The sequence below is a fragment of the Rheinheimera sp. genome, assembly GCF_036782235.1.
In the GTDB taxonomy this organism is placed as follows: domain Bacteria; phylum Pseudomonadota; class Gammaproteobacteria; order Enterobacterales; family Alteromonadaceae; genus Pararheinheimera.
In genome coordinates, this window is sequence record NZ_DAIPZL010000004.1 from 295,860 (window position 1) to 319,917 (window position 24,058).

General features: G+C 50.5%; 19 protein-coding genes. 7 read left to right on the forward strand and 12 right to left on the reverse strand.

Going from position 1 to position 24,058, the window contains the following annotated elements; genetic code table 11:
- Nucleotides 1–18 precede the first annotated feature (18 nt).
- Nucleotides 19–1,782, reverse strand: a complete 1,764-nt coding sequence (locus V7P87_RS07060) for a hypothetical protein (RefSeq protein WP_333796809.1) — start codon at nucleotides 1,780–1,782, stop codon at nucleotides 19–21.
- A gap of 124 nt (nucleotides 1,783–1,906) precedes the next feature.
- On the reverse strand, nucleotides 1,907–3,517 hold the full coding sequence (locus V7P87_RS07065) for an NAD(P)/FAD-dependent oxidoreductase (RefSeq protein WP_333796810.1): 1,611 nt from the start codon (nucleotides 3,515–3,517) through the stop codon (nucleotides 1,907–1,909).
- Between the two features lie 194 nt (nucleotides 3,518–3,711).
- On the opposite strand from V7P87_RS07065, the gene fdxA reads away from it, so the two are divergent.
- Entirely contained in the window at nucleotides 3,712–4,041 is a 330-nt protein-coding gene (gene fdxA / locus V7P87_RS07070; RefSeq protein WP_296294400.1) for a ferredoxin FdxA, read from the forward strand.
- A 12-nt stretch (nucleotides 4,042–4,053) separates the two neighbouring features.
- Here the strand turns inward: fdxA and V7P87_RS07075 are convergent, their stop codons facing one another.
- From V7P87_RS07075 to V7P87_RS07090, 4 genes are all read right to left on the reverse strand, one after another.
- Entirely contained in the window at nucleotides 4,054–4,968 is a 915-nt protein-coding gene (locus V7P87_RS07075) for an ABC transporter ATP-binding protein (protein ID WP_333796811.1), read from the reverse strand.
- Entirely contained in the window at nucleotides 4,965–5,792 is an 828-nt protein-coding gene (locus V7P87_RS07080; RefSeq protein WP_333796812.1) for an ABC transporter permease subunit, read from the reverse strand. The genes V7P87_RS07075 and V7P87_RS07080 overlap by 4 nt, the downstream gene beginning before the upstream one ends.
- 115 nt (nucleotides 5,793–5,907) lie before the next feature.
- Nucleotides 5,908–6,123 carry a hypothetical protein gene (locus V7P87_RS07085; protein ID WP_333796813.1) on the reverse strand — a complete coding sequence of 72 codons (216 nt, stop codon included), beginning with the start codon at nucleotides 6,121–6,123 and terminating at the stop codon, nucleotides 5,908–5,910.
- Nucleotides 6,124–6,242: 119 nt separating this feature from the next.
- Complete coding sequence (locus tag V7P87_RS07090) at nucleotides 6,243–7,583, reverse strand: NAD(P)/FAD-dependent oxidoreductase (RefSeq protein WP_333796814.1); 1,341 nt, start codon at nucleotides 7,581–7,583, stop codon at nucleotides 6,243–6,245.
- A gap of 99 nt (nucleotides 7,584–7,682) precedes the next feature.
- On the opposite strand from V7P87_RS07090, the gene V7P87_RS07095 reads away from it, so the two are divergent.
- From V7P87_RS07095 to V7P87_RS07115, 5 genes are all read left to right on the forward strand, one after another.
- Entirely contained in the window at nucleotides 7,683–8,249 is a 567-nt protein-coding gene (locus V7P87_RS07095; RefSeq protein WP_333796815.1) for a GNAT family N-acetyltransferase, read from the forward strand.
- A 578-nt stretch (nucleotides 8,250–8,827) separates the two neighbouring features.
- Nucleotides 8,828–11,716, forward strand: coding sequence for a TonB-dependent receptor domain-containing protein (locus V7P87_RS07100; RefSeq protein ID WP_333796816.1), 2,889 nt, complete (start codon nucleotides 8,828–8,830; stop codon nucleotides 11,714–11,716).
- Between the two features lie 518 nt (nucleotides 11,717–12,234).
- Nucleotides 12,235–13,254: an isopenicillin N synthase family dioxygenase gene (locus V7P87_RS07105; protein ID WP_296294416.1), complete on the forward strand. Its 1,020-nt coding sequence runs from the start codon at nucleotides 12,235–12,237 to the stop codon at nucleotides 13,252–13,254.
- Nucleotides 13,255–13,411: 157 nt separating this feature from the next.
- Nucleotides 13,412–14,575 carry a trans-sulfuration enzyme family protein gene (locus V7P87_RS07110; protein WP_333796817.1) on the forward strand — a complete coding sequence of 388 codons (1,164 nt, stop codon included), beginning with the start codon at nucleotides 13,412–13,414 and terminating at the stop codon, nucleotides 14,573–14,575.
- A 126-nt stretch (nucleotides 14,576–14,701) separates the two neighbouring features.
- Nucleotides 14,702–16,549 carry a M2 family metallopeptidase gene (locus V7P87_RS07115; protein WP_333796818.1) on the forward strand — a complete coding sequence of 616 codons (1,848 nt, stop codon included), beginning with the start codon at nucleotides 14,702–14,704 and terminating at the stop codon, nucleotides 16,547–16,549.
- Nucleotides 16,550–16,650: 101 nt separating this feature from the next.
- Here the strand turns inward: V7P87_RS07115 and V7P87_RS07120 are convergent, their stop codons facing one another.
- Nucleotides 16,651–17,055 (reverse strand): VanZ family protein, encoded by a 405-nt coding sequence (locus V7P87_RS07120; protein ID WP_333796819.1) that lies wholly within the window; start codon nucleotides 17,053–17,055, stop codon nucleotides 16,651–16,653.
- A 151-nt stretch (nucleotides 17,056–17,206) separates the two neighbouring features.
- Between V7P87_RS07120 and V7P87_RS07125 the strand changes: the two genes are divergently transcribed.
- A complete protein-coding gene (locus V7P87_RS07125) occupies nucleotides 17,207–17,404 on the forward strand; it encodes a hypothetical protein (protein ID WP_333796820.1) in 198 nt (65 codons plus the stop codon).
- Here the strand turns inward: V7P87_RS07125 and V7P87_RS07130 are convergent.
- From V7P87_RS07130 to V7P87_RS07150, 5 genes are all read right to left on the reverse strand, one after another.
- Nucleotides 17,401–17,982 (reverse strand): DUF1439 domain-containing protein, encoded by a 582-nt coding sequence (locus tag V7P87_RS07130; RefSeq protein ID WP_333796821.1) that lies wholly within the window; start codon nucleotides 17,980–17,982, stop codon nucleotides 17,401–17,403. The two genes, V7P87_RS07125 and V7P87_RS07130, sit on opposite strands and share 4 nt — an antisense overlap.
- Before the next feature lie 27 nt (nucleotides 17,983–18,009).
- Complete coding sequence (locus V7P87_RS07135; RefSeq protein ID WP_333796822.1) at nucleotides 18,010–18,870, reverse strand: TraB/GumN family protein; 861 nt, start codon at nucleotides 18,868–18,870, stop codon at nucleotides 18,010–18,012.
- Between the two features lie 112 nt (nucleotides 18,871–18,982).
- On the reverse strand, nucleotides 18,983–20,353 hold the full coding sequence (gene glmU / locus V7P87_RS07140) for a bifunctional UDP-N-acetylglucosamine diphosphorylase/glucosamine-1-phosphate N-acetyltransferase GlmU (RefSeq protein WP_333796823.1): 1,371 nt from the start codon (nucleotides 20,351–20,353) through the stop codon (nucleotides 18,983–18,985).
- 177 nt (nucleotides 20,354–20,530) lie between these two features.
- The gene (locus tag V7P87_RS07145) at nucleotides 20,531–20,911 is read right to left on the reverse strand and encodes a hypothetical protein (protein ID WP_333796824.1); all 381 of its coding nucleotides are present in this window, start codon (nucleotides 20,909–20,911) and stop codon (nucleotides 20,531–20,533) included.
- 205 nt (nucleotides 20,912–21,116) lie between these two features.
- A complete protein-coding gene (locus V7P87_RS07150; RefSeq protein ID WP_333796825.1) occupies nucleotides 21,117–23,996 on the reverse strand; it encodes an insulinase family protein in 2,880 nt (959 codons plus the stop codon).
- Between the last annotated feature and the right edge of the window lie 62 nt (nucleotides 23,997–24,058).

Consider the following 24,058-nt stretch of genomic DNA (forward strand, 5'->3'; position numbering starts at 1 on the left):
CACATCACAACAACAGATTTATTTGCCGGCGCTGGTGGCCGGTGCAGCTGCAGCGGCCTGTGTTTTGGCACTGACCTGCATTTGAGACTGCAACACAAAACCCTGATTGTTAATGTTGACGCTCATCTGCATTTTCATATCGCTGTTGGCAAAAGTCTGGAAGTCGGCTGGCACTTCTTCACCTGTAGCAGCCATGGCCTGCTGCATGGTTTTAAAGAAGCTGCCGTAGTCCAGACCAAAACTTAATAAACCGTTTTTGCTTAAGCTTTCTTTGCCAATCTCAGCAGACTGCGCCTTGGCTTTGTCACCGACATACAACAATAAATGACTGTCGGTCATGGCCAGTTTTGGCTGTACCCCCAGTACCGCCACTTCCGGCACCACAGCAGCCACATCCAGCTCTTCACCGGCGGCAGGCAGGGCAACAGCAGCCAGTGGTGGATAAAAGGCTTTGATACCTTCAACAAAAGCGCGGGCGTTGGTGGCTGAAATAGTTAATAACGCATCAGCATTTTTTGGGCTGCCATTGGTTAAATCCAGCTCCACATCATGCAGTGTCAGCGAAATACCTTGCAAACCGCTGGCCATTCCGGCCATCGCCAGCGCCGCCAGCGGGTTATTTTGTTTAGCTTCCTGCTGCATTTGCGCCAGAGGTTCACAGCTGTAAGCAGGTTCAGTAAAACCTGTCCACAACTTGCCAAGGGTTGGTGCCAGCTGGGCAACGTCCAGACCCACAGCCGTATGCATCATGGCGCTGTTGGCCGGGTCTTGCAGCTGCGCCGGAATAAAACCACGCAGGGCCGATAACTGAGCCACAGTGTCGGCATTTTCGGTTGGTACTAATAACCGGCCTGCCACTTTAATTTTACTGGCATCTTTGAGGTCAAACTGACTGTCCATATACAACCCAGGCCAGTTTTTACTGATAGCGGCAACATCAGCCACACAAGCAGGATTACGCCATGCCGCCAGCGCCACAGCAAGCTCCTGACCAAACACCGCATTCACGTCTTTGGCCAGACGGTTACCATCTGTGCTGGTGACAAACTTCAGCAGCTGCTCAGAACTTAAAAAACCGATAGAGTCGTTATTTAACTGATATTTTTTCTGCACATCAGCCAGCAGACTGGTATTGGCCAGGTTTTGCTCAGGCTGAGCCGCTTGCACCACAATCGCTAGGTGCTGCGCATCAAATTTGTCAGAGCTCAGTGCCAGAGTGGCAAAACCATTTTTAACCGACACCAGAAAATCCAGCGCCACTTCTTCTTTCACCAACCGGTACTGACGATATTTCACATCATTAATTTGCTGGGCGATATGACTAAAACCACTGGCTTTTTCGGCCTCGTCAAATAAACGCCAGAACGCTGCTTCGTCACCCAACTCAATCCGCATCACCGGCGACATGCCGACCAGATACACCAGGCTGCGCATCTGAGGTTTGACACCTGTGCTGGCGCTCAGCCTGGCCGGATCAGACAAAGCTTTCATATAAGTTTGCAGCAGCGCCAGCACAAATTTGTTTTGTGCCTCGTTGCTTTCATTCAGCATGTCGCCAAATACCTGCTGCATATTAGCGTCGTAATATTGCGGGCCCATGCCGAGACTGGTCAGGTAACTGCCTAAATCAATCGGCGTAAACTGACCGGAAAATAACGCTGTGTCAGCCGGCACATAAGCCAGTTCTGCCAGCTCAGGGGCAGCACCACTTTTACCGGCAAACTGGTAATAAGCCAAAGCGCCGGCGGCGACAACGGCAACTGCAATAAGGGTCTTACGCATTTTTCCACTCCTGTTGGTCATTGCAAGACCTGAGTCTTTGCAGTGCAAGCTTAGGGTGACAACACCCTGTTTTATCAATTATTTACGTCATATTAACCAGCATCTGCCACAGCTACAAGCCGGATTAACCGGCCTGCTGTGTTATGGCCAGGGCAACAGCTTCGGCCACTTTAATACCGTCGATACCGGCCGATAAAATACCACCAGCATAACCCGCACCTTCACCGGCCGGATACAAACCTTTGATATTGATACTCTGGAAATCTGCACCCCTTTTAATACAAATTGGTGACGAAGTGCGGGTTTCCACCCCTGTTAATAAACCTTCAGGCCGGGCAAAACCTTTAATTTGTTTATCAAAAGCCGGAATGGCTTCGCGGATAGCGGCTATTACATAATCCGGTAACACCTTGGATAAGTCGGTCAGTTTTACCCCTGGGGTATAAGAAGGCTCCACATCACCCAGTTCAGCCGAGGCTCTACCGGCCAGGAAGTCGCCAATCAGCTGCGCAGGCGCATCATAGTTGCCACCGCCCAGCTCAAAAGCCTGAGCTTCCAGTTGACGCTGCAGCTCAATACCAGCCAGCGGATGGCCAGGGTAATCCCGCTCCGGGTCTATACCAACCACTATGGCGCTGTTGGCGTTGCGCTCATTACGTGAATATTGGCTCATGCCGTTGGTCACCACCCGGCCTTCTTCAGAAGCCGCGGCCACCACAGTGCCGCCGGGGCACATACAAAAACTGTACACAGTGCGGCCATTGTCGCAGTGATGCACCAGCTTGTAGTCAGCAGCACCTAAAATGGGGTTACCGGCGTTAGGGCCAAAGCGACATTCGTCGATCATCGACTGTTTGTGTTCAATGCGAAACCCAACCGAAAAAGGTTTGGCTTCAATATACACACCACGTTTAAACAACATTTCAAAAGTGTCGCGGGCACTGTGTCCGACAGCCAGCACCACATGTTTGCTGTGCAGGGTTTCGCCATTGGATAACTTCAGGCCGGTCAGCTGACCATCTTCAATCAGAACATCGTCAACCCGGGTGCTAAAGCGGATTTCACCACCCAGTTCAAGAATACGGGCGCGCATTTTTTCCACCATAGTCACCAGTTTAAAGGTACCGATATGGGGTTTGCTGACATACATAATTTCGTCCGGCGCGCCGGCCTCGACAAATTCGGTCAGCACTTTGCGGCCATAATGTTTTGGATCTTTTACCTGGCTGTATAACTTGCCATCAGAAAAAGTACCGGCACCACCTTCACCAAACTGCACATTCGATTCGGTATTCAGCGGTTTTTTCCGCCAGAAACCAAAGGTATCTTTGGTGCGTTCCCGCACTTCTTTGCCACGCTCGAGAATAATGGGTTTAAAGCCCATTTGCGCCAGCAACAATCCGGCAAATAAACCACAGGGCCCAAGGCCAACCACCACAGGTCTTTCATCAAGAGTGGCAGGTGCCTGTGCCACAAACTTGTAGCTGGTGTCGGGTGATGGTTTGACATGCGGATCTTTGGCAAATTTTTGCAGTAATTTTGCTTCCTGCTCCACTTCAACATCCAGTGTATAAATCAGCTGAATATCGGTTTTTTTCCGGGCGTCATAACCCCGTTTAAACATGCTGAAACTTTTTAACTGGGCAGGCAAGATGCCTAATTTGCTGACAATAGCGGCGGGTAACGCGGCTTCGTCGTGGTTCAGCGGTAATTTAATTTCGGTTAAACGGATCATGACGGTTTCCTATCGGTGTCTTAGCCTCTGCTGGCAGGGCTCACAAGATGGTATTGGCCGGCCATTTTACGTGAATTTAGCGCTGCTGGCGCAACAAATTGCCATTGCACAAAAAATCCACGCTATCTTGTAATTTCAGTGTTGTTGCGTAAAATCCGCGACTCATTTTCAGCAGCAACCAGCAGGAGCAACCTATGGCCTTTGTCGTCACAGACAACTGCATCAAATGCAAATACACCGACTGTGTGGCTGTGTGTCCGGCCGATGCATTTTATGAAGGGCCAAACTTTCTGGTGATTAGCCCAACCGATTGTATTGACTGCGGTTTGTGTGAACCAGAGTGCCCGGCCAATGCCATTTACCAGCAAGACGCCTTATCTGAAGCACAAATTCCATTTATTGAGCTCAATGCTGAGCTGGCCAAAGTCTGGCCCAATATCACCGAAGTTAAGCCAGCCCCGGCAGACGCCGATGCGTGGAACGGCGTGCCGGACAAGCTGCAATATCTGCAAACCGACGAATAACCTGCATCGGCTTTACCCATTCACCACACTGAATAACTGCTGCTCCAGCGAACGGCCCAGCGTTAACTGGCGATACGGCAAGCCTTCAGCGCGCAGCAACGCCAGCACTGTCAGATCCAAATCAGGGCAAAGCTCGCGGTCATAACAAAGGCCAAATTCGTTTTTCTGCAGCAGTTCCACTTTTTGCACACCGGGTAACTGACTCAGCAGCAGCTGCACCCTTTGATTGTCACCAGGCTCCAGCTGCACTGCCAGATAACCGGCAACCCCTTGCTGATGGGTCGGCTGTTGTTGCTGCAGCCTGCCGTTTTCCAGATACAACACAGTGCCGCATAACCGTTCCAGTTCAAAAATATTGTGCGAGCTGATAATAAAAGTGGCTTCTTTGGATAACGACGCTATCAGTTTACGTACCTGCATCGCATTCACCGGATCCAGGCCCGCTGTTGGTTCATCCAGCAACACCAGCTCCGGCTGACCCAACAACGCCTGTGCAATCGCCACTCTTTTGCGCATGCCGTGGCTCAGTGCCGTGGCTTTTTGCCCGCCGTTTTCCGCCAAATCCACCAGCGCCAGTACCCGCGCTGTTTCGGCTTTGGCAGTGGCCGGGCTCATGCCTTGCAACCGGCCATAAAATTCCAGCTGGGTTTGCACCGAAAAATTCGGATCCAACTGCGCGTCCTGTGGCAGGGCGCTGACCCGGCCAAATAAACTGCTGCTGCCGGGTTTGTGACCCAGAATTTCCAGCTGACCGGCGCTTGGGGTTAAATAACCGCAGAGCAGACTAAACAAAGTGGTTTTACCGGCGCCGTTCGGGCCTATCAGCGCAATGGGATCACCGGCTTCCAGACTAAAATTCAGATTGTCTAAAACTGTTTTACTACCAAATTTTTTTGATAAGGCTTGTGCCCGGATCAACGCTGTCATAATGCTTTTCCTTTCATCACTAACCAGGCCAGAGACAACAACACTGCAGTTTGCGCCAGCGGTAAAGCGGCATATTGCAACGTAGCCCAGCCTTGTTCAGCCAATAACAGCGGCAGCTGCGCACCTGGCAGATACTCCAGTAACCAGAGAAAATCCGGCCAATACCAAATCAGCGTACTCAGCAGCCCCATCAGCAGGCCAGAGCCCACAATAGCCAGACTAATGGCCAGTTTGGACGAGCGCACCAGCGCCGAGCACAGCGCCATCAGCGCAGTAAAAGGGGCCAACACTATCAGCAGGTTTAACCACACAATCAGCGCATGTTCAAATGCTGCCAACGGCAACGAGCCTAAACGCCAAGCCGCCAGCGCTAAAGTAGCCAATAAAGACAACAATACCAGCAGTGCCTGTACCAGCATCTGGCCGGCAAAACGTCCCAGCACAATGGCACTGCGGCTGGTTCTTAAAGTCAAAAATCGTAAAGTGCCGCGCGAGCGGTCGCTGGCGGTTTGATCAGCGCTGGTCAACACGGCCACCAGCGGCAATAACAATAAAGTGATCAGCCAATACACACTGAGTTCCGGCAATGGCCAATTTAATAAATTATGTAAACCCACCATACCAAAGACCCGGCCCAGCATGCCCTGAACCTCAGGTTGTTGCAGCTGGGCACTGGCTTCAAAAATGGGGTAACGCAGCAGGAAATACCAAATCACACTAAAAGCGCCCAGAGCAAACCAGCCACGGGGGCTGCCGACCAGGCGGTAAAGCTCAAAACGCGCCAGTAAAGCGCACTGGCTGATAAAAGCGGGGAAGTTGGTCATCAGATTGTCCTTTTCACTATAGATAAGTCAAAAGAGCAAATCTGATGCCATTCACAAAAACATTTAAAATCAACAATTTAATTAAATTTGTCAAAGATCGCTGCGGCGAATTTGACTAATAATTGGTGAAGTTTTCCTCAGTATTGAGGCGATAACGCTTTTTGAGCCAAAAATAACTGAACCAGGAGCAGCATAAACAAATGCAGCTCCAGCAAAATCTTTGTTTCAGATTCAGATCAACCCGGCTTAAGATCAACAACAAAGGGGCATACCAAAAATACAACACCCCAACCACCAGCAATATAGTGTTTAAGTCCGGCAATAGTTCCATTTTGCCTTTGCTCCATTCCAATTGGTCAGACTGGCGCATGGTAGGCAAGAAGGAAACAAATATCAATACTATGTAGCGGCCACAATAAACAATTTATATACAAATTTACCTGTTATTGCTTAAAACCACCGATCCTGCCATTTGCCATAATGGAAATAACCCCACTGGCCCAGACGGCGCAGTGCCGGCAGCGGAAACTTTGGCAACGCACTCTGGTATAAAGGCAGCTCTGGTAAAGCCAACCCCATCACCCGCTCGGCCAGCCTTTTACCGGCCTGCACCGAAAAAGACAAACCGCTGCCACAATAACCCATGCTGTACAGCACATCTCCACGTTCATCGGCCTGATAAATATGCGGAATATCATCAAGCGCCATACACACCCAGCCCGCCCATTTATATTGATAACGGATCTGCTGCAGCGCCGGAAAACTCAGTTTTAGCACCTGCAACAAACGTTCGGCATAATAGGGGTTTTCAGCGTCTTTGCCGGTAATAGCACCACGGCCACCAAACAGCAGTCTGTTATCGGGCAGTTTGCGGTAATAATATTTTAGGGCGCGAGTGTCCATCACCACATGGCTGGTCAGGAAGTTACAGGCTTGCAGCTGAGCTTCAGTCAGAGGTTCAGTGACAATAATTTGCGACAATACCGGCAGGGTACGAGCCTGAATACCAGGATGGAAGTTTTTGGCGGTATAACCATTGGTGGCAATCACCACTTTTTTGGCAGTCACTATACCCTGAGGGCTGTGCAGTTGTTGTCGAGCGCCTGCAGCTTGCAGCTTGAGCACCGGGCTGCCGGTATAAATACGGGCACCGGCTTCCCGTGCCAGTCGCTGATAACCCCAGGCCAGTTTCAGCGGATTCACACCAAAACCGTCGGCATAACGCAAGGCACCAAAAGATTGCTGATCGTCCACATATTGCTGACGTACCTGCTGTTGGCTCAGCACTTCCACCTGATAACCAAACATCTGTTGCTGCAACGCCGCCTGGGCTGCTATCACTTTCACCATGGCCGGTTTATGTGCCATACGCAGGTAACCCGGCGCCTGTACTTCACAGTCAATACCTTTGTTTATCAAAGATTTGACTGTATCCACCCCAGCACAAAACTCCTGGTAAATGCCGCGCATTACGGCGTCACCCCATTGTTTTTGCATCTGGGCATAAGGTTTACGGCCACTGGATTTGAGCACAAAACCGGCATTACGGCCGCTGCAGCCCCAGGCGGTTTGGTTGGCCTCCAGCACCACTGCTTTTACACCATGGTCAACCGCCAGATGATATGCGGTGGATAAGCCGGTGTAACCAGCGCCAATAATGGCAACGTCAACGTCCAGATCGCGGTTTAATACACCATCAGCAGCAGGCGCTGGCCCGGAATGTTGTGCCCAGTAACTGTCCGGATAGGGTTCAGCCTGACCGGCAAAGGTATCGTGCAGCGGATCGTACATAACAAACCTCATCAAAAACCATCAGCCAGCTGCAACTGGCATTCTTTGGCAGCATCATGGCAAGATATGGCTTTATTGCCAAGCCATTCAGATCAGCTTATGACGTCAAACGATATTCAGTATTTCGAACTCCAACCATCTGATTTTGCAGAAGTGATTGCCCTGGGTAACAAGGTGCATGGTGACGGTTATTTAACGGCTGAATTGCTGGGCAGTTATTATCAGCAAGGCATTTACAGTGGCATGAATGCCGGTCGCATTGCGCGCTGCGGCAATAACCTGGCCGGTTTCAGACTGGCTTTTGCTGCCGGACAATGGCAGCCGGATCAGTGGTGCAGCCCGGCCTTGTGGCAATTGCCACCTGGTGAGGTGGCTTATTTTAAATGTAATACAGTGGCACCGCAGTTTCAGGGTCAGGGTATTGGCGGCCAGTTGTTGTTGCAATCTATTAAAGCATTAAAACAACAAGGAGCACGCGCCGGAGTTGCGCATTTATGGCAACAAAGCCCGGGCAATGCCGCAGTCAAATATTTTCGCCAGCACGGTGGTGTGCTGGTCAAAGAGCATCCGGATAAATGGCGGCAGGACAGCCTGAATGGTTATGCCTGTGTACGTTGTGGTTTTGACTGCCACTGTTCGGCCGCCGAGATGATTTTGCGCTTTTAAAACCAGCCGCAACTGCCGGCCGAGGATGACAAACGGCGGCAGTGCAGCTGTGGGAGAGGCAGCTTTATCCGGTCCTGTATAACACCGCCCCAGAGGCCACCACAGCCAGACGGTCAGGAGTCCCCCCCAGCATCTTTAAGCCGGGTGGCGGATAAAGTTTCACGTGAAACCCTGCACAGACAGTTTTAACTGCCACATCTGCCAACAGTTGTCACCGGGGGATGACCACCAATAGCAGCAAAATGTAAGCGGTTTCAAAAGCAATAATTGCACAGAATCTGCCAGGCCGCAAGTTGCCCCACCGCCAACAGTCTCAGGCCTGCTTCCCATCACCCTCAGAGGGTAAAAACACCATTTGCCAGGCTGTATTTTTGCCAACACCTGCTGGCAATGGCTCGGCTACACCGATTAATTTGTCGCCAAATTGGTGACTAAATGCGCACTCAGCTATCTAAACGTCCATTTTTTGCCGATTTTTGTGCCTCTCGCTGTGTTGTTTCTATAGAATGCGCCGCCCCGCCTGCCGGGGCTTTTATTCGCTTTTGATCCGACACCGATGACGCCAAAGGCTTTGCCAATTGCGTCTGCATTTCGAGGTACAAATGTTTCGTCGTTCATTATTCACTCAGGCAGTCACCTTAAGTGTGCTCTCTGCCACCGCACTCAGCAGTTTTCAGTTACAGGCACAACAACAAAACGCCGACAGCACAGCTGCTGTTGAACGTATTTCAGTAACCAGTTCACGTATTCTGCGTGAAGGTGCCATAGCACCGTCTCCTGTCACTTCAATCAGCGGTGCCGATTTAGTCGACACAGGCGCTACCAACATTGGTGAAGCCTTAAACGAATTACCGGCGCTGGCGTCTACCTATTCTCTGGCAAACTCAGGCAATTCTATTGGCACAGCCGGTTTAAGCTTGCTCGACTTACGGGGTATGGGCAGCTCCCGCACCCTGGTGCTGGTGAACGGCAAACGCCATGTGGCCAGCAGTGCAGGTACAGCTTCAGTGGATACCAACACCATTCCTACAGCCTGGGTAGAATCGGTGGAAATTATCACCGGCGGCGCTTCAGCCATTTATGGTGCTGACGCTGTCACAGGTGTGGTGAACTTCAAATTAAAAAAAGACATTCAGGGCCTGGAATTAAGCGCTACAGCAGGTAAAGCCAACGACAACCCGCTGGCAAACCAGAAATACACTTTCTCTTATGGCCAGGACATTGCCAACGGTGATGGTAACGTCGCTTTTGCCGCCGACTTTGCCACGCAAAATGACATTAATGCCACTGAACGCAGCCAAACCCGCACCTCTTACATGTCTTTGACTAACCCTGCCAGCAAAGACAGCAGAGATGCCAACGGCAATACCATTCATGACGGTATTGCCGACAAAATTACTTTTGCCAATGCCGGTTATTACGACAGCTCTATTAATGGCAACTTCCTGCTGAATAAAGTCTGGTACACCTTTAACCCGGACGGTACAGTACGGCCACAAAACATGGGCACAGTGTTCCCGCTGGACGCTGCCTGTGTCGATTGTGAATTTTTAAATCTGCGTGAATATAACGATTTACAGCCAGCCTTTGACCGTTACAGCTTTAACCTGAAAGGCGACTATGACCTGACTGCCGATCTGAACCTGGCGGCCTCGGCTAAACATGTGGTCAGCAAAGCCGACTCGGTAAATCAGCCAAGCTTCTTTGAATATGGCAGCGCGCTGCAAATTCAGCGTGACAATGCCTATATCACGCCAGGTCTGGCGGCGTTAATGGACGCCAATGGCAAAAACAGCATTGCCATTCACCGTTTTAACAAAGACGCCGGTCGGCGGATGGAAGAAAACACCCGTACCACAGACCAGTTCAACCTGAGTTTAAGCGGCCAGCTGACAGACGACTGGAGTTTTGAAACTTTTGCCACCCACGGCCGTACCCGGCTGGAGCAGATTAACCGCAACAACCTGATCCGCAAAAACTTTGCCCAGTCGATTGATGCAATCAAAGATCAGAACGGCAATATTGTCTGCCGCGATACAGCAGCCCGTGCTGCCGGTTGTGTGCCAACGTCAGTGTTTGGTTATGGTGCAGTCAATCAGGCGGCCATCAACTGGTTTAATACCTCATCATTGTCCACCAGCACTATTGAACAACAAGTGGCTGGCGGCAGTGTCTCCAACAGCGCTTTATTTGACGTACCAGCCGGTAGCGTGGGTGTGGCTGCGGGTGTGGAATACCGCCGTGAACAAAGTGACAGCACCCCTGACGCTTTTGCCGCCACAGGTGCCACTTTCCTCAATGCGTTACAGGAAACCCACGGCAAATTTAACGTGAAAGAAGCTTTTGGCGAGGTTTCTATTCCGCTACTGACCGATATGCTGCTGATCCAGGACCTGGCATTTGATGCTGCGGTGCGGGTTGCCGACTACAGCACTATCGGCAACGCCACCAGCTGGAAAACCGGCCTGGACTGGACCATCAATGATGAGATCCGTGTTCGTTCCACTTATTCAGTGGCGCTGCGCGCACCAAACATCAGTGAACTCTATCGTCCGCTGAACCAGACCTATTTCTCACGGCTGCAGGACCCTTGTGATCTGCGTTACAAACAAAACGCCACCTGGGCTGCCAACTGTGCTGCGCTGGGCATTCCGGCTGACTTTGTGGCCAAGGCAACAGGCGCCAGCATTGAAGGCCGCTCTGGCGGTAATCCAAACTTAAAAGCGGAAGAGTCAAACAGCCACACTGTAGGTTTTGTCTATCAGCCGGAATGGATTGAAGATTTCACCTTTACTGTGGACTACTGGTCTATTGAAATTGACGAAGCCATCAGCACAGTATCAGCTCAGGACATTCTGAATAAGTGTGTGGACGCCAGCAACGGTTTATCGGCGCAGTTCTGTAACCTGATCCAACGGGACCCGGTCAGCCACGAGCTGAAACTGATCACTTCAACGTCACAAAACGTGGCCGCCCAAACGGCGGAAGGTGTGGATTTTGAAGCGGGTTATGATCTGGATCTGTTGGGCGGTCGCTTAAAAACCAAACTGATTGGTACTTATTTAGGCTCACGCAAAACTTTCTCTTTCCAGAACAATCCGTCACAGTTTGAACAACGTGCCGGTACTGAAGGTGAAGCAGATTGGCAGGAAAACCTGTCGTTAAGCTACAGCTATGATGCCTGGACCGCTACCTGGAAAACCCGTCATATCAATGGCGTAAGTCTGTACACTGAACAGGAACTGGCGAAAAACCCGGATCCACGTGATTTGATGAGCTACGGCAGTTATGTGCTGACCGACATCAGCCTGGGTTACCAGTTTGAAAATGGTCTGAACTGGTCTGTGGGTATCGACAACCTGTTTGACCGTGGTTTACCTGGCGTCAGCACAGGCACCACCACAGCAGGCGCCAGCTACGACAACGTGGGTCAGTTCTTTTACACCACAGTGTCTTACAAAATGTAAAACTCCGGCCTTAGCCGCTGTGAGTGAATAAACCAGGCCCCGCGACAACAGCGGGGCTTTTTTTATGCTGAAAAAGCCTGCTTAAGCGCTTGCGCCTGTTTGATGCCACACAAAAACACCCGGTTATCCGCCTGCGATTGGCGCTTATCCGGCTTCATATCCCTGTGATGTGATGCAGTATTTTTATCTATATCAGATCCGAATGTTGTAAGCGGATGTCTAAACATTCAGCATGCCAAAATCTAAAGCAAGCAGGAATGATTATTATATTTTATCTATAAATCAATAACATAAACAAAATCCAATCCACTCTACCTGCCATAAAAAGACGCAGCTTGACGACCCGCCACACGGTTTTGACCTTTATGCCATTTAAAACAGAAAACGGCTAAAAATCCAGACATCCGGTTATAACTAAATCATCTGACCAAGAGCGTTTCGGTCATTTTTTATGTTTTTTACTGCTGGTTAAATGCGCACATTCGCGAAACAGAGCGCAAGTGACACCGGAGTAAAAAATGAGCCACCCACAACAATTGCAGTTACCCGTTTTGGATTTAAGCCAGCTTGGCGGAAATGCAGAGCAACAACAGCAGTTTTTTGCACAGCTGCGTGCTGCAGCGCGTGATGTTGGCTTTTTTTATCTGGTTGGCCATGGCATCAGTGAAAACCGCCAGCAACAAATTTTGCAATTAGCCCGTCAGTTTTTTGCGTTGCCAGCTGCCGCCAAACAACAAATTCAGATGATCCACTCACCGCATTTTCGCGGTTATACCGGCGTGGCCGGTGAGCTGACGCTGGGTCAGCCGGATCAGCGCGAACAGTTTGATATTATGCGCGAAGATATCGCCACAGGTTTGCCTACAGCCAAACAGCCGTGGCGCCGCTTAATAGGGCCCAACCAATGGCCGGCCGCTATGCCAGAGCTGAAAACCGAATTATTAAGCTGGCAACAGCAGCTGTCTGATCTGACAGAAACTTTGCTCAGTGCTTTTATGCAGGCGTTAGAACTGCCGGCCGATGCGCTGCAAAGCACCATTGCGGATGGTCCTTACCAGCATATGAAACTGATCCGTTATCCTGGGCAAAGTGCCAGCGATAGCAAACAAGGGGTGGGCGCCCACAAAGATCCGGGTTATCTGACTCTGGTGCTGCAGGGTGAACAATCAGGCCTTGAAGTACTCACCGACGACGGCTGGGTCAGCGCTGAACCTTTAGCAGGCTCTTTTGTCGTGAATATTGGAGAGCTGCTGGAACTGGCCTCTAACGGTTACCTGAAAGCCACCTTACACCGGGTGGTCAGCCCACAAGCCGGTATTGAGCGTTTTTCCTGTGCCTTTTTTATGGCGGCGCAGCTCGATGCCACAGTGCCTTTATTGCAGTTGCCACCCCATTTGGCGCAGGAAGCCAAAGGCCCGGCTTCAGATCCACTGAATCCGCTGTTTTATCAGGTAGGCGACAACGTATTAAAAGGCCGCTTACGTTCACATAAAGACGTGGCCGCCAGCCACTATGCCGATTTGGCCGTGGCCAGCTAACCGCTGTTTTTACCAGCACACCGGCTGTGGTTAACACCATAGCGCGCCATAACGCTGAGCGTCCGGAAGGCTCTGTTTTTCCGGCGCAAAGCGCTACTCTTTTCTGACATTGTTTAGCACTGGCGCTGCCTGCAGCGCTTTATTAACAGGTATTCTGATGAAATTTCGCACTTTAGCCATTCATGCCGGCCAAGCGCCGGATGCCAGCACAGGCGCTTTAAATACACCTGTGTATCTGACCAGCACTTTTAGCTACGGCACCGCCGCTGAAGGCCAGGCCCGTTTTGCCGGCCAGAACCCGGGTTTTATTTACAGCCGCTTTGGCAACCCAACCTCAACGGCGCTGGAGCAAAAGCTGGCGGCCATGGAAGGTGCTGATGAAGCTGTAGTAGTGGCAAGTGGGATGGCCGCCATCAGCAGCATTGTGTACGCCTTAACCCAGCAGGGTGACGAAGTGGCTTTTATCGACCCGGTGTACGGTGGCACAGATGCCTTTTTACGTAATACGCTGATACGCGCCGGTGTCACTGTCAAAAGCTATAGCAGCGACGATGATTTTGTTGCCAATCACAACCCAAACACCCGGCTGGTGTTGTGGGAACCTATTACCAACCCAACGTTAAAAGTGATCGACAGCCGCAAAATAGTGGCGGTTGCACGGCAAATTGGTGCCATCACTGTGTGTGACAATACCTTTTTAACCCCTTATTTATTCCAGCCGTTGTCGATTGGAGTAGATATTGTGATGCACAGCGGCACTAAATACCTGAGCGGTCATGGTGACATTATTGCCGGTGTGGTGGCTGGCAATGGCCCACTGATCCAGCGCATCCGCACTATAGCGCTAAAACATATTGGCGCCCCTATGGGGCCGCAGGAAGCGTATTTATTACAACGGGGCGTCAAAACCCTGCCACTGCGGATGGACGCGCATTTAGCTGCTGCCCACAAAGTGGCGGAGTTTTTGGCAAGTCACCCTAAAGTAGAAAAAGTGTTTTTCCCTGGGTTAAGCTCACACCCTGGTCATCAGGTGATTAAAGAAACCGCTGCTGGTTTTGGTGGCATGGTGGCGCTGGAGTTGGCCGGTGGTTTTGCAGCTTGCGCTAAGTTCTTAGATAACCTGACATTATTTGCACAGGCCGTAAGTTTAGGTGATTTAGAAAGTCTGGCTTGCCATCCGGCCTCCACCACGCACGCCGCTATGACAGCAGCAGACAGAGCAAAGGCCGGTGTCACTGACAAACTGGTGCGGTTAAGTGTGGGTGTCGAAGACGCCGATGATTTAATTGCTGATTTAGCGCAGGCACTGGAATTTATCTAAGCCAATGCGCACTCATCTGATTTGCAAATCCTTTACAAGCTGACAATACTAGCCGGGCATTGTGAAGTGCAGCCACTATCAACTGCACTTCACACCATACAACCATAACAATGCCCGGAACCTCAGATGAAACCTCAATTGAAACCAACTTTACTGGCAACCCTGATTGCCGGTGGCTTTTTACTGAGCGCCTGCCAGCCAGCCGCCGAAAAACCAGTCGAAAACAACACCGCAGCAGCCGTTAGTGCACCGACAGCCGAAGAAGCCACAGCTTTTGTGAAAAAAGCGTCGGATGAAATGGCCACTTTATTGCTGGAAGTCAACCGCGCCGACTGGATCGCCAGCAACTTTATTACCGAAGATACCGAAGCCCTTTCCGCAGCCGCAGGTCAGAAAATGACTGAAACTGTGGTACGGCTGGCCAATGAAGCTGCCCGCTTTAATCAGACCACAGTAGATGCCGACACCAGACGTCAACTGGATAAACTGAAACTGGCGCTGACGCTGGCGGCCCCCCAGGACAAAGCCAAAACCGCCGAGCTGGCGGAACTGGTTGCTAAACTCAATGCCATGTACGGCAAAGGCAAATATTGTAAAGCCGAAGGCCAGTGTATGGACTTAGGTGAAATGTCATCAGTGATGGCCAGCTCACGCGATTACAACGAACAACTGGAAATGTGGAAAGGCTGGCATGACACAGCAGCGCCAATGCGGCCTTTGTATCAGCGTCAGGTTGAACTTGCCAACGAAGGTGCCCGTGAACTGGGTTATGCCGACACCGGCGCTATGTGGCGTTCTAAATATGATATGGATGCCAATGCCTTTGCCACTGAACTGGATAAACAGTGGAGTGCGGTCAAACCTTTATATGAAGCTTTGCACTGCCATGTACGGGCCAAGTTGTCAGAAAAATACGGTGCCGACAAAGTGCCGCTGGATAAACCTATTCCGGCGCATTTGCTGGGCAATATGTGGGCACAGGGCTGGGGCAATATTTACGATTTAGTCGCGCCGGAAAATTCAGATCCGGGTTATGACGTAACCAAACTTTTGGCCGACAAAGGTTACGACGAATTAAAAATGGTGAAGGGCGCTGAAGGCTTTTTTACCTCTTTAGGTTTTGCCCCTTTGCCAGATACTTTCTGGAGCCGCTCGTTGTTTGTGAAACCACGCGACAGAGACGTGGTTTGCCATGCTTCAGCCTGGGATTTAGACAGCAAAGACGACCTGCGCATTAAAATGTGTATCCAGAAAACCGGTGAAGAATTTGCGGTGATCCACCATGAACTGGGACACAACTTCTACCAGCGCGCCTATAAAAACCAGCCGGTGTTTTATCAGGACAGTGCCAACGATGGTTTCCATGAAGCCATTGGCGATACCATAGCTTTATCGGTCACCCCAAAATATCTGCAACAAATTGGTTTGCTGGAGCAGGTGCCAGACGAATCGAAAGACATAGGTTTATTAATGAAAATGGCGTTGGAAAAAGTCGCTTTCCTGCCTTTTGGTTTATTGGTAGATCAATGGCGCTGGCAGGTGTTTTCCGGTCAGGTGACACCAGAACAATACAACCAGGCCTGGTGGCAGTTACGGGAAAAATATCAGGGGGTGGCTGCACCAGTTGCCCGTACTGAAACCGACTTTGACGCCGGCGCTAAATACCATGTACCGGGCAATACCCCTTATACCCGTTATTTCCTGGCGCATATTCTGCAGTTCCAGTTCCACAAAGCTTTGTGTGAAATAGCCAAAGACAATGGCCCAATTCACCGCTGCTCTATTTACAACAGCAAAGAAGCCGGTGCTGCGCTCAACAGCATGCTGGAAATGGGTGCCAGCCAGCCATGGCAAAATGCTTTGCAAAAAATCACCGGCAAACCGGAAATGGATTCGTCTGCCATTCTGGATTATTTTGCGCCGCTGAAAACTTATCTGGATGAACAAAACAAAGGCCGCAGCTGCGGCTGGTAATTTGACTTCCTGAGTAAGTTATTGTTTTAAATTGAAAAAAACGCCGCTATTTAGCGGCGTTTTTTATTTGCTGGGGATCGGTACCCCGTTTTTTCTAACCTTCAACGCAACTTACGCCGCATTTGCCGGTATCTGTTGCCTGTGCCAAGCCACAGCCAACAAAACAGCTGCGCCAGCGTCACGCCAACCACATCGGCAAAAGCATCCCATAAATCAAAGTTGCGGGTACTAAGAAAATACTGGCTGCCTTCTTCCAGCAAAGCGGCAATCAATACCAGCACCACACCAACAAACAAACGCCAGCCACCAATACGCCATTGCCGGAACCGGGTTGCAACAGTAAGGAACAACGCCAGCCCCCCATACAACATGGCGTGGCCTATTTTGTCACCATAAACATATTGATCGGCAAACTGGATAAACAGATTCGGGATCCCCCGGTCGGCCTGATAAATCATCCAGCCGGCAAAAGCCATCAGTATTAAACTGGGTAACCAACGTAACATCTTAAACTGTCCTTCTCGCGGGCCAAGGCGCCGCTACTCACAACAAAACTACCGTTTATCACAAAAGCCGCGGCATTTTGACAAATCCGGTTAAACTTTTTTGCAACTGGTTACGACTTAATGTTCAGACCAGTCGCCACGGAGCACAACCATGAAACCCAATGAGCACAACGACCTGATTATGTTGCCGGATTTAGCCCAGCTTGGTAAAACCTTGTGCTGGTTCTTGCTGGCGATGGTGCTGACTCATGTTGTACTGTTGGTGTTGGAAAGCCGGGTTGGCATGCTGAGTTATTATTACCCGGAGCAACTCAGCCAGCTGCCGTTATTAAGCAAGCTGCTTAGTTAACCGCCTTGTTGATAGGCCGGTGACAAACTGATTTGCCCCGGCGTCAGCTGCAATTGCAGCGGTATATTTAACAACATACGATGACTGAGTTTATTTGGATCCAGCCGGTACACCGGCATCTGCGCCAGCTGTTGTTGTAATAATCCGGCCAGCTCCGCCGACAACGGCTTTAACTTGCCCTGCATACCGCCAGCGGCCATTTCTGAATCTAACAGCTGAAAACGGCGTAAATACACCGCCTGACGTTGCTGGTCAAAATAAGGTTCGGCACTGAGCGACAATTTCAGCTGCACCGGCAATTGCACCAAAGCCAGCTGCACTAAAGCAGCGGTATCCAAGGTCAGCTGAACATCCGGCTTGCCTTGTGGCGCTATCTGCACATCCAGTTGCTTCACCTGCAATTTAAGCGGCAAACCTGCCACTGTGGCTTTTTGTGCCAGCTGCTGCAGTTGTTGTGAAAGCTGCTGATTGAGTTCAGCTTCACTGAGCCGATACAGCGCCAGCTGATTGGTCTGACTGCAGGACGTCAGCAGCAATACCACACAAAATAACCAACAATAACGCTGCAGTGCCAACATCATCTCACCCCGAATAAAAGGCCGCTATTACAGCGGCTTAACCTCAAAACCGGCCTGCTGTAACAGCAACAGTAAACCATCTTCGCCCGGTAAATGACCTGCCCCCACCAGCACCAGTTCTTTGTCATTATTGCCAAACATCTGACGGATTTGCCCCAGCCAGCGTTGATTGCGTGCTGTGAACATTTGCTGAAACAGTTTTGGATCTTCTGCTCTGGCGTCTTTTAATAACAGCTCGTCAATTTTTGCCAGGTCACCAGCACGCCAGGCTTTGATCGACTGGTGCATTAAAGGGCCAAGTTCAGCGGTGTTTTCCAGATTTTGTTTGATAAAGTCGCTTTCATAACCTTCGCCCATACCGGCAATCAGCTGAATTTGAAAATCCAGAGTTTCCAAAAACAGCACAGGCTTTTGCTGTTGCTTGGCCTTGTTGGCAAAATAGGTGTCGACCCCTTCACCGGCAATGCCGGTGGCACTCATCTCCAGCAAGCTGAGCTGCACAGCGACAAAGCCAGGTTTAAAGCTATCCAGTGCCGCCACATCGGTACCAAACTTTTTGAAATAGGCCACCAGCTGCTGATACACATCGACCGACAATTTTTGTTTTAAGCCGGTGCCAGCAGGGTATTGCAGCTGCTGCATCATGGCTTGCATAGCTTGTTGATCGGTCGGCTCAGGCACAGGCGCCTCGAGAAACAACACTGAACTTTGGGCAAAAGCGGTTTCAAATTCTGCCGGCAGCGGAAACTCAGCGGCGGGCAACAAATGCACTGTGCCACCAAGCAACACCACATCGTCCCCTTTTTTAACCTGCCACACTGAGGTTTTGGCTTGCAGCTGGCTTTGCCACAACAACAATAACAGCAGACTGAACTTCAGTAGTTTCATCACTCTTCCCCTGGTGAGCTGCCGCTTTGGCAATAAAAATGCCGCGCTGAGCCACAACAATGTGGCCTCAGACGGCCTGAAACTAGCAGAGCCCGTTGCCGGGCTACCGGACTTAATCTGACTTTTTCTGTTTAACAGGTCTTTGCCAGCCGGTGATATGGCGCTGTTTAGTGCGAGCCACCACCAATTCATTGGCAGCCACGCTGCTGGTGATCACTGAACCTGCGCCTACAGTGCTGTTTTCGCCCAAAGTTAAAGGTGCCACCAGCGAGCTGTTAGAGCCAACAAAAACACCGTCTTCAATGGTGGTCTGGAACTTATTGGCGCCATCATAGTTACAGGTAATGGTGCCTGCACCCACATTCACTTTACTGCCAATCACCGCATCGCCTAAATAGGTTAAGTGGTTGGCTTTGGAACCTTTGCCCAATTTGGTTTTTTTCAGCTCCACAAAGTTGCCAACATGGCTGTCGTCTGCCAGCACTGAATCCGGGCGGATACGGGCAAAAGGCCCAACTGAACAGTCAGCACCAATGATGGAGTTTTCCAGCATAGAGTTGGCTTTAATTTCGGTGTTGTCGCCAACAGTGACGTCTTTCAGAATACAGTTAGCGCCAATCACCACACCGTTACCCAGCACCACTTTGCCTTCAAAAATCACATTGACGTCAATCATCACATCGCTGCCGACTGTCACTTCACCACGCACATCAATGCGGGCCGGGTCACGTAAATTGGCACCGTTTAACATCAGCTCTTCTGCTTTACGCAACTGATAAGCCCGCTCCAGCTGCGCCAGTTGCACGCGGTTGTTGGCGCCTTCAGTTTCAATGGGATTGGCCGGGTGCGCCGTGGCAATCTCCACACCGTCCTGGTGCGCCATGGCGATAATGTCAGTTAAATAAAACTCACCCTGGGCATTGTTGTTTTTCAGATTGGCCAGCCAGTGTTTCAGCTGTTTGCCCGGCACCGCCATAATGCCGCTGTTCACTTCCTGAATTTTTAACTGCTCAGGAGTCGCGTCTTTTTGTTCAACAATGCCAACCACCAGGCCGTTTTCCCGCACAATACGGCCATAACCTGTTGGGTTGTCCAGCAGCACTGTCAGCACCGCCAAACCCTGGGCAGGGCGCGCCGCCAGCAATTTTTCCAGCGTTTCTTTGCGCGTTAAAGGCACATCCCCATATAAAATCAGCACAGTGTCGTCGTCAGCCAGATGTGGCACGGCCTGTTGCACCGCATGGCCTGTACCCAGCTGTTCAGCCTGCAACACCCAGTGCAGCGGTTGCTCGCCCAAAGCGGCTTTAAGCTGCTCAGCACCATAACCGTACACCAGGTTAATTTGCGCCGCGCCAAGTGAATTGGCGGTATCAATCACATGTTGCACCATGGCACGTTCGGCCACTTTATGCAGTACTTTCGGGAGGGTGGATTTCATCCGGGTGCCCTTACCGGCCGCCAGGATCACTACGTTTAACGCCATAAGAAGGGTCCCTGTAAATGGTGCGCTTAAGCTCTGTCGCGATATTCTAATTGATCAAGCTACAGATTACAGGGGGAGGGTGAAGTTTTGCTGAATATTGCCAGACGAAACAGCTGCCAGCTCTGACTTCATCCCGCACATCAGCACTATGCCGGCCCTGGTTAGGGCTGATTCAGGCTATTTTACCCGCCTGAGCAACACTGTATTCTGGTTTAAAATCATCTCTTTATCTGCAATATTAATAGGCTCAAAGTCGACCCGCACAGCTGAATCGTACAGCGTCGGGTAACTGATAACCCTGAGCCGCACCGGTATCGGCTGATCTTCTGCAATTAACACATAGGCATGTTTCAGATCCAACATCGCGGCGTGGCGCCTGTGCAGCCAGAGTGTATTCACCTGCGCCCCCTCAGGGTAGTCAATCCTGACATCATGCCAGTGCTGAGGATTCACCAAAGCATAGGGCGGCTCACCCCTTGCTGTGTCCAGCATGGCTGAAAACAGCAGCACAACCACAGCGATCACCCACAGAGACCGCAATTGATGCAAACGAGTCATGTTAATGTGGCCCCGGTAACATCAGCTGGCTGAGCACCGCCAGCCCGGCCCAGTTCACTGAAATCCATACCATCAGCCAGAGGCTGCTGCCGAAAATAACAGAGTGTTTTTCTATGATGAGCTTCATTTTTTCTGCCCTAATCAAACTGTAGAACCAGAGGCCCAACCGGGCCTCTGTTGTGATGCCAACGAATGAACAACAGGTTTAGAAGCTTTGATGAAATTCAGTGACATCATCCAGCAGCGTAAAACCAGCTAAAGTTTTGTTGTTTTGCCGCTTCGCTTTCCCCTGCAATACAACTTGCAGTGCGGCTGAGGTCTCTGCTGCCAGAGCCTGCTGATAAAACTGTTTCAGCTGGGCTAAGGTCAGGGATTCAACCGCGGCAATCAGCTGTTGTTTATCCGAAAAATCCAGTCTGTTGCGCAGCCAGTCGCGACTGAAGCTATCAAACTCCTCATCCAGGTTTGCCGGTGCCCGCTTTAATTCCAGCAGTTGCGTTTGTTTCAGGTTGTTAAACTCGGCTTCAGTCAGTTTGGCAAGCTGTTCGTTATACTGCTGCAGGAATAAATCGACCCGCTGCTGTAACTTCAAACCGGATAACACCGGGCTTTGAATCATCAGACCAAAACCAGCATGTTTATTCAGCGGCATTGGGATGGCCTGTACGACATAACCCAACTGTTCTTCAGTACGGAGTTGGTTAAAAAACGCCTGATGCAGATGGCCTGACAACACCAGTGCCGCAGCTTTGCCGTTGTGTCCGCCATTGACTAAAAACTGCGCCCGGATCACTGAACTGTCGTTTTGCGGATTCGCCCGCTGCACTGTCAGACGCTGACCTGGTTCAGGCTGCCAGCTGCGATATGTCTGGTACTGGCGTGCGGTTTTTTTCGGGCCAGCCAGGGCTTTGGCAAAAGCCGATACATCCTGCTCAGCGTAGTTCCCTTGTGCCAATAAACGCAGCTGACTGTCCGCCAATGTCTGCTGAATGTATTGATTCAGCTCAGCCAAATTAATCTGTTTGACTGCGTCCAATAAGGCCGGCAACTCATAACGGCCACTGGACAACACAGTTTTCACCAGCTCACTGGCCTGCTTTGCCTGCATTTGTTGCTCTGAGGAGCGTAAGCTGCGTAACAGCAGGTCTTTACTCTGGTTAAATTGCTGCTCACTGATGGTTGCCGCCAGAGCTTTACCAATGTAACCGGTGAATGCGGCTTGTTTATCGGTAAAACCAGACAGTTTTAACACTAAATCGTATTCATTGGCTTCCGGCTGTAATTTCATCCCTGCAGCACTGGCTTCCTGCAGCAGCGCCTGATTATTGATTAAAAAGTTAAACAACCAGAGATGATGCAATACTGCCTGTTTGGCACTGTTTTTTGCCTCCGGCTGGTGCCACTGCATCAATAATTGACCACGCGGCTGATCGGCAAAATGTTGGCTGCCGGCCAGCCAGGCACTAACCCCTTCAGCTTCCAATACTTTTACCGGAGTTTTGTTGCTGCTGTGACTGACGGCGAAACTTTCCGGCTGAAAACGATTAAGCGCAGGTAAACTCATTGCAACTTTTGGCTGTTGCCAGCTTTGGATTTCATCCTTGCCAATATCAGTCACCGAATAGCGACCGGTAAAATGCGGCACGTCCTGATCTGCCGGCTCGTTACGGCTGATATGCCACACAGTGAGCCGTTCCGGCACCAGTTGAGCCAGCAATGCATTCACAGCTTTTGGCTCAAATTTGTCATATTGATAAGGCGCGCTGATCACCGCAGGCAGCGGATAATATTGCATTGCAGCGCTGAGCCTGGCGGCATAACTAAAGCCATCGGTTTTTTCCAGGAAGTTAAACTGGTTTTGCAGTGAGGTGCGGATCTCATTGTAGTATTTTGCATCTACCCCTTTGCTGCGGATCAGGTCAAGATATTGCATCATCACAGTGGTAATGGCTGGCCGCTGTTTCATACCGGCTTCGGTCAGCGCCATGACAATTTGCAGCGTGCCGTAATTGCCATACCATTTAGGGTCATAAGTAACCTGCACAGCATCCAGCAAACCCATGGTTTTCAGCTGCTGCGCCGGTGTACCTGGCATTTCAGAACTGATCAAGTGCGCAACAAATTCATTGGGTTTAACGCCAAAGTCGGCCAGATTGTTATCGATGATAAATTCCAGCTGCAGGCTTTGCGCTTCTGTGCCAGGCACATAATGCACCCGCTTCGGACCAAACTTGCTAAAGTCAATCTTCGCCACAGGCCTTGGGCTATTGATGCCTTTATTTTTGATATCGGCAAAATAGCGCTGTGCCAATAATTGCATTTGTGACAAGGGTTGCGGGCTGATTAACACCAGCTTCATCCGGTTGGCTGAATAGTGCTGCTGATAAAACGCCAATAACTCATCATGCAACTTGCTGTTGGTTTTATCACCCAGCGTTTCCAGATTACCAATCCAGAAACTATTCGCCGGGTGTTCACCCAATAATTTCGCTGCTATTTGCCGTTGTGCCCAGCCATCCTGATTACGGTTTAATGACCACTCCGAATTTACCGCATTGCGTTCTTTATCCACATATTCGGGTAACAATAACGGCGCTTTGAAAAAGTCAGCAAAGCGGTCCAGTGCTTCTTCATACTTGCTGTTATTAATTTCAAACATATAGTTGGTCAGCTGGTTGGTAAAAGCATTGGTGGTGCCGCCATGCTGTTTCATAAACTTCAGATAACCATCGGGTTGTGGGAAACGTTCAGTGCCCATAAACAGCAAATGCTCCAGAAAATGGGCTAAACCCTGCTGCTGTTTTGGATCGTTCAGCCAGCCCACATCCACACTTAACGCCGCTGATGATTTTTCGGCGGCCGGATCAGAGACCAACACCACATCCAGCTGATTCTGCAGCGTAATAGCGAGGTACTGGCGCTGATCGTTAGGACTTGTTTTTATCTGCTGGCGCTCTGCAACCGCAACAGAGGACTGTCCGGTTATGGCTGGGTTTTGTGTGGCCAAGCTGTTCGCAGAAAACAGCAAACCACAGCTGATCATGGCAATAGTCAGCGGTGTTAACGAAAAGGATTTGTTGAACATAAAAAGCTCCGTGTTTTAGTTGTGTGTTTGCAATCAGGTGTTGCTACAAACTAACCACGGAG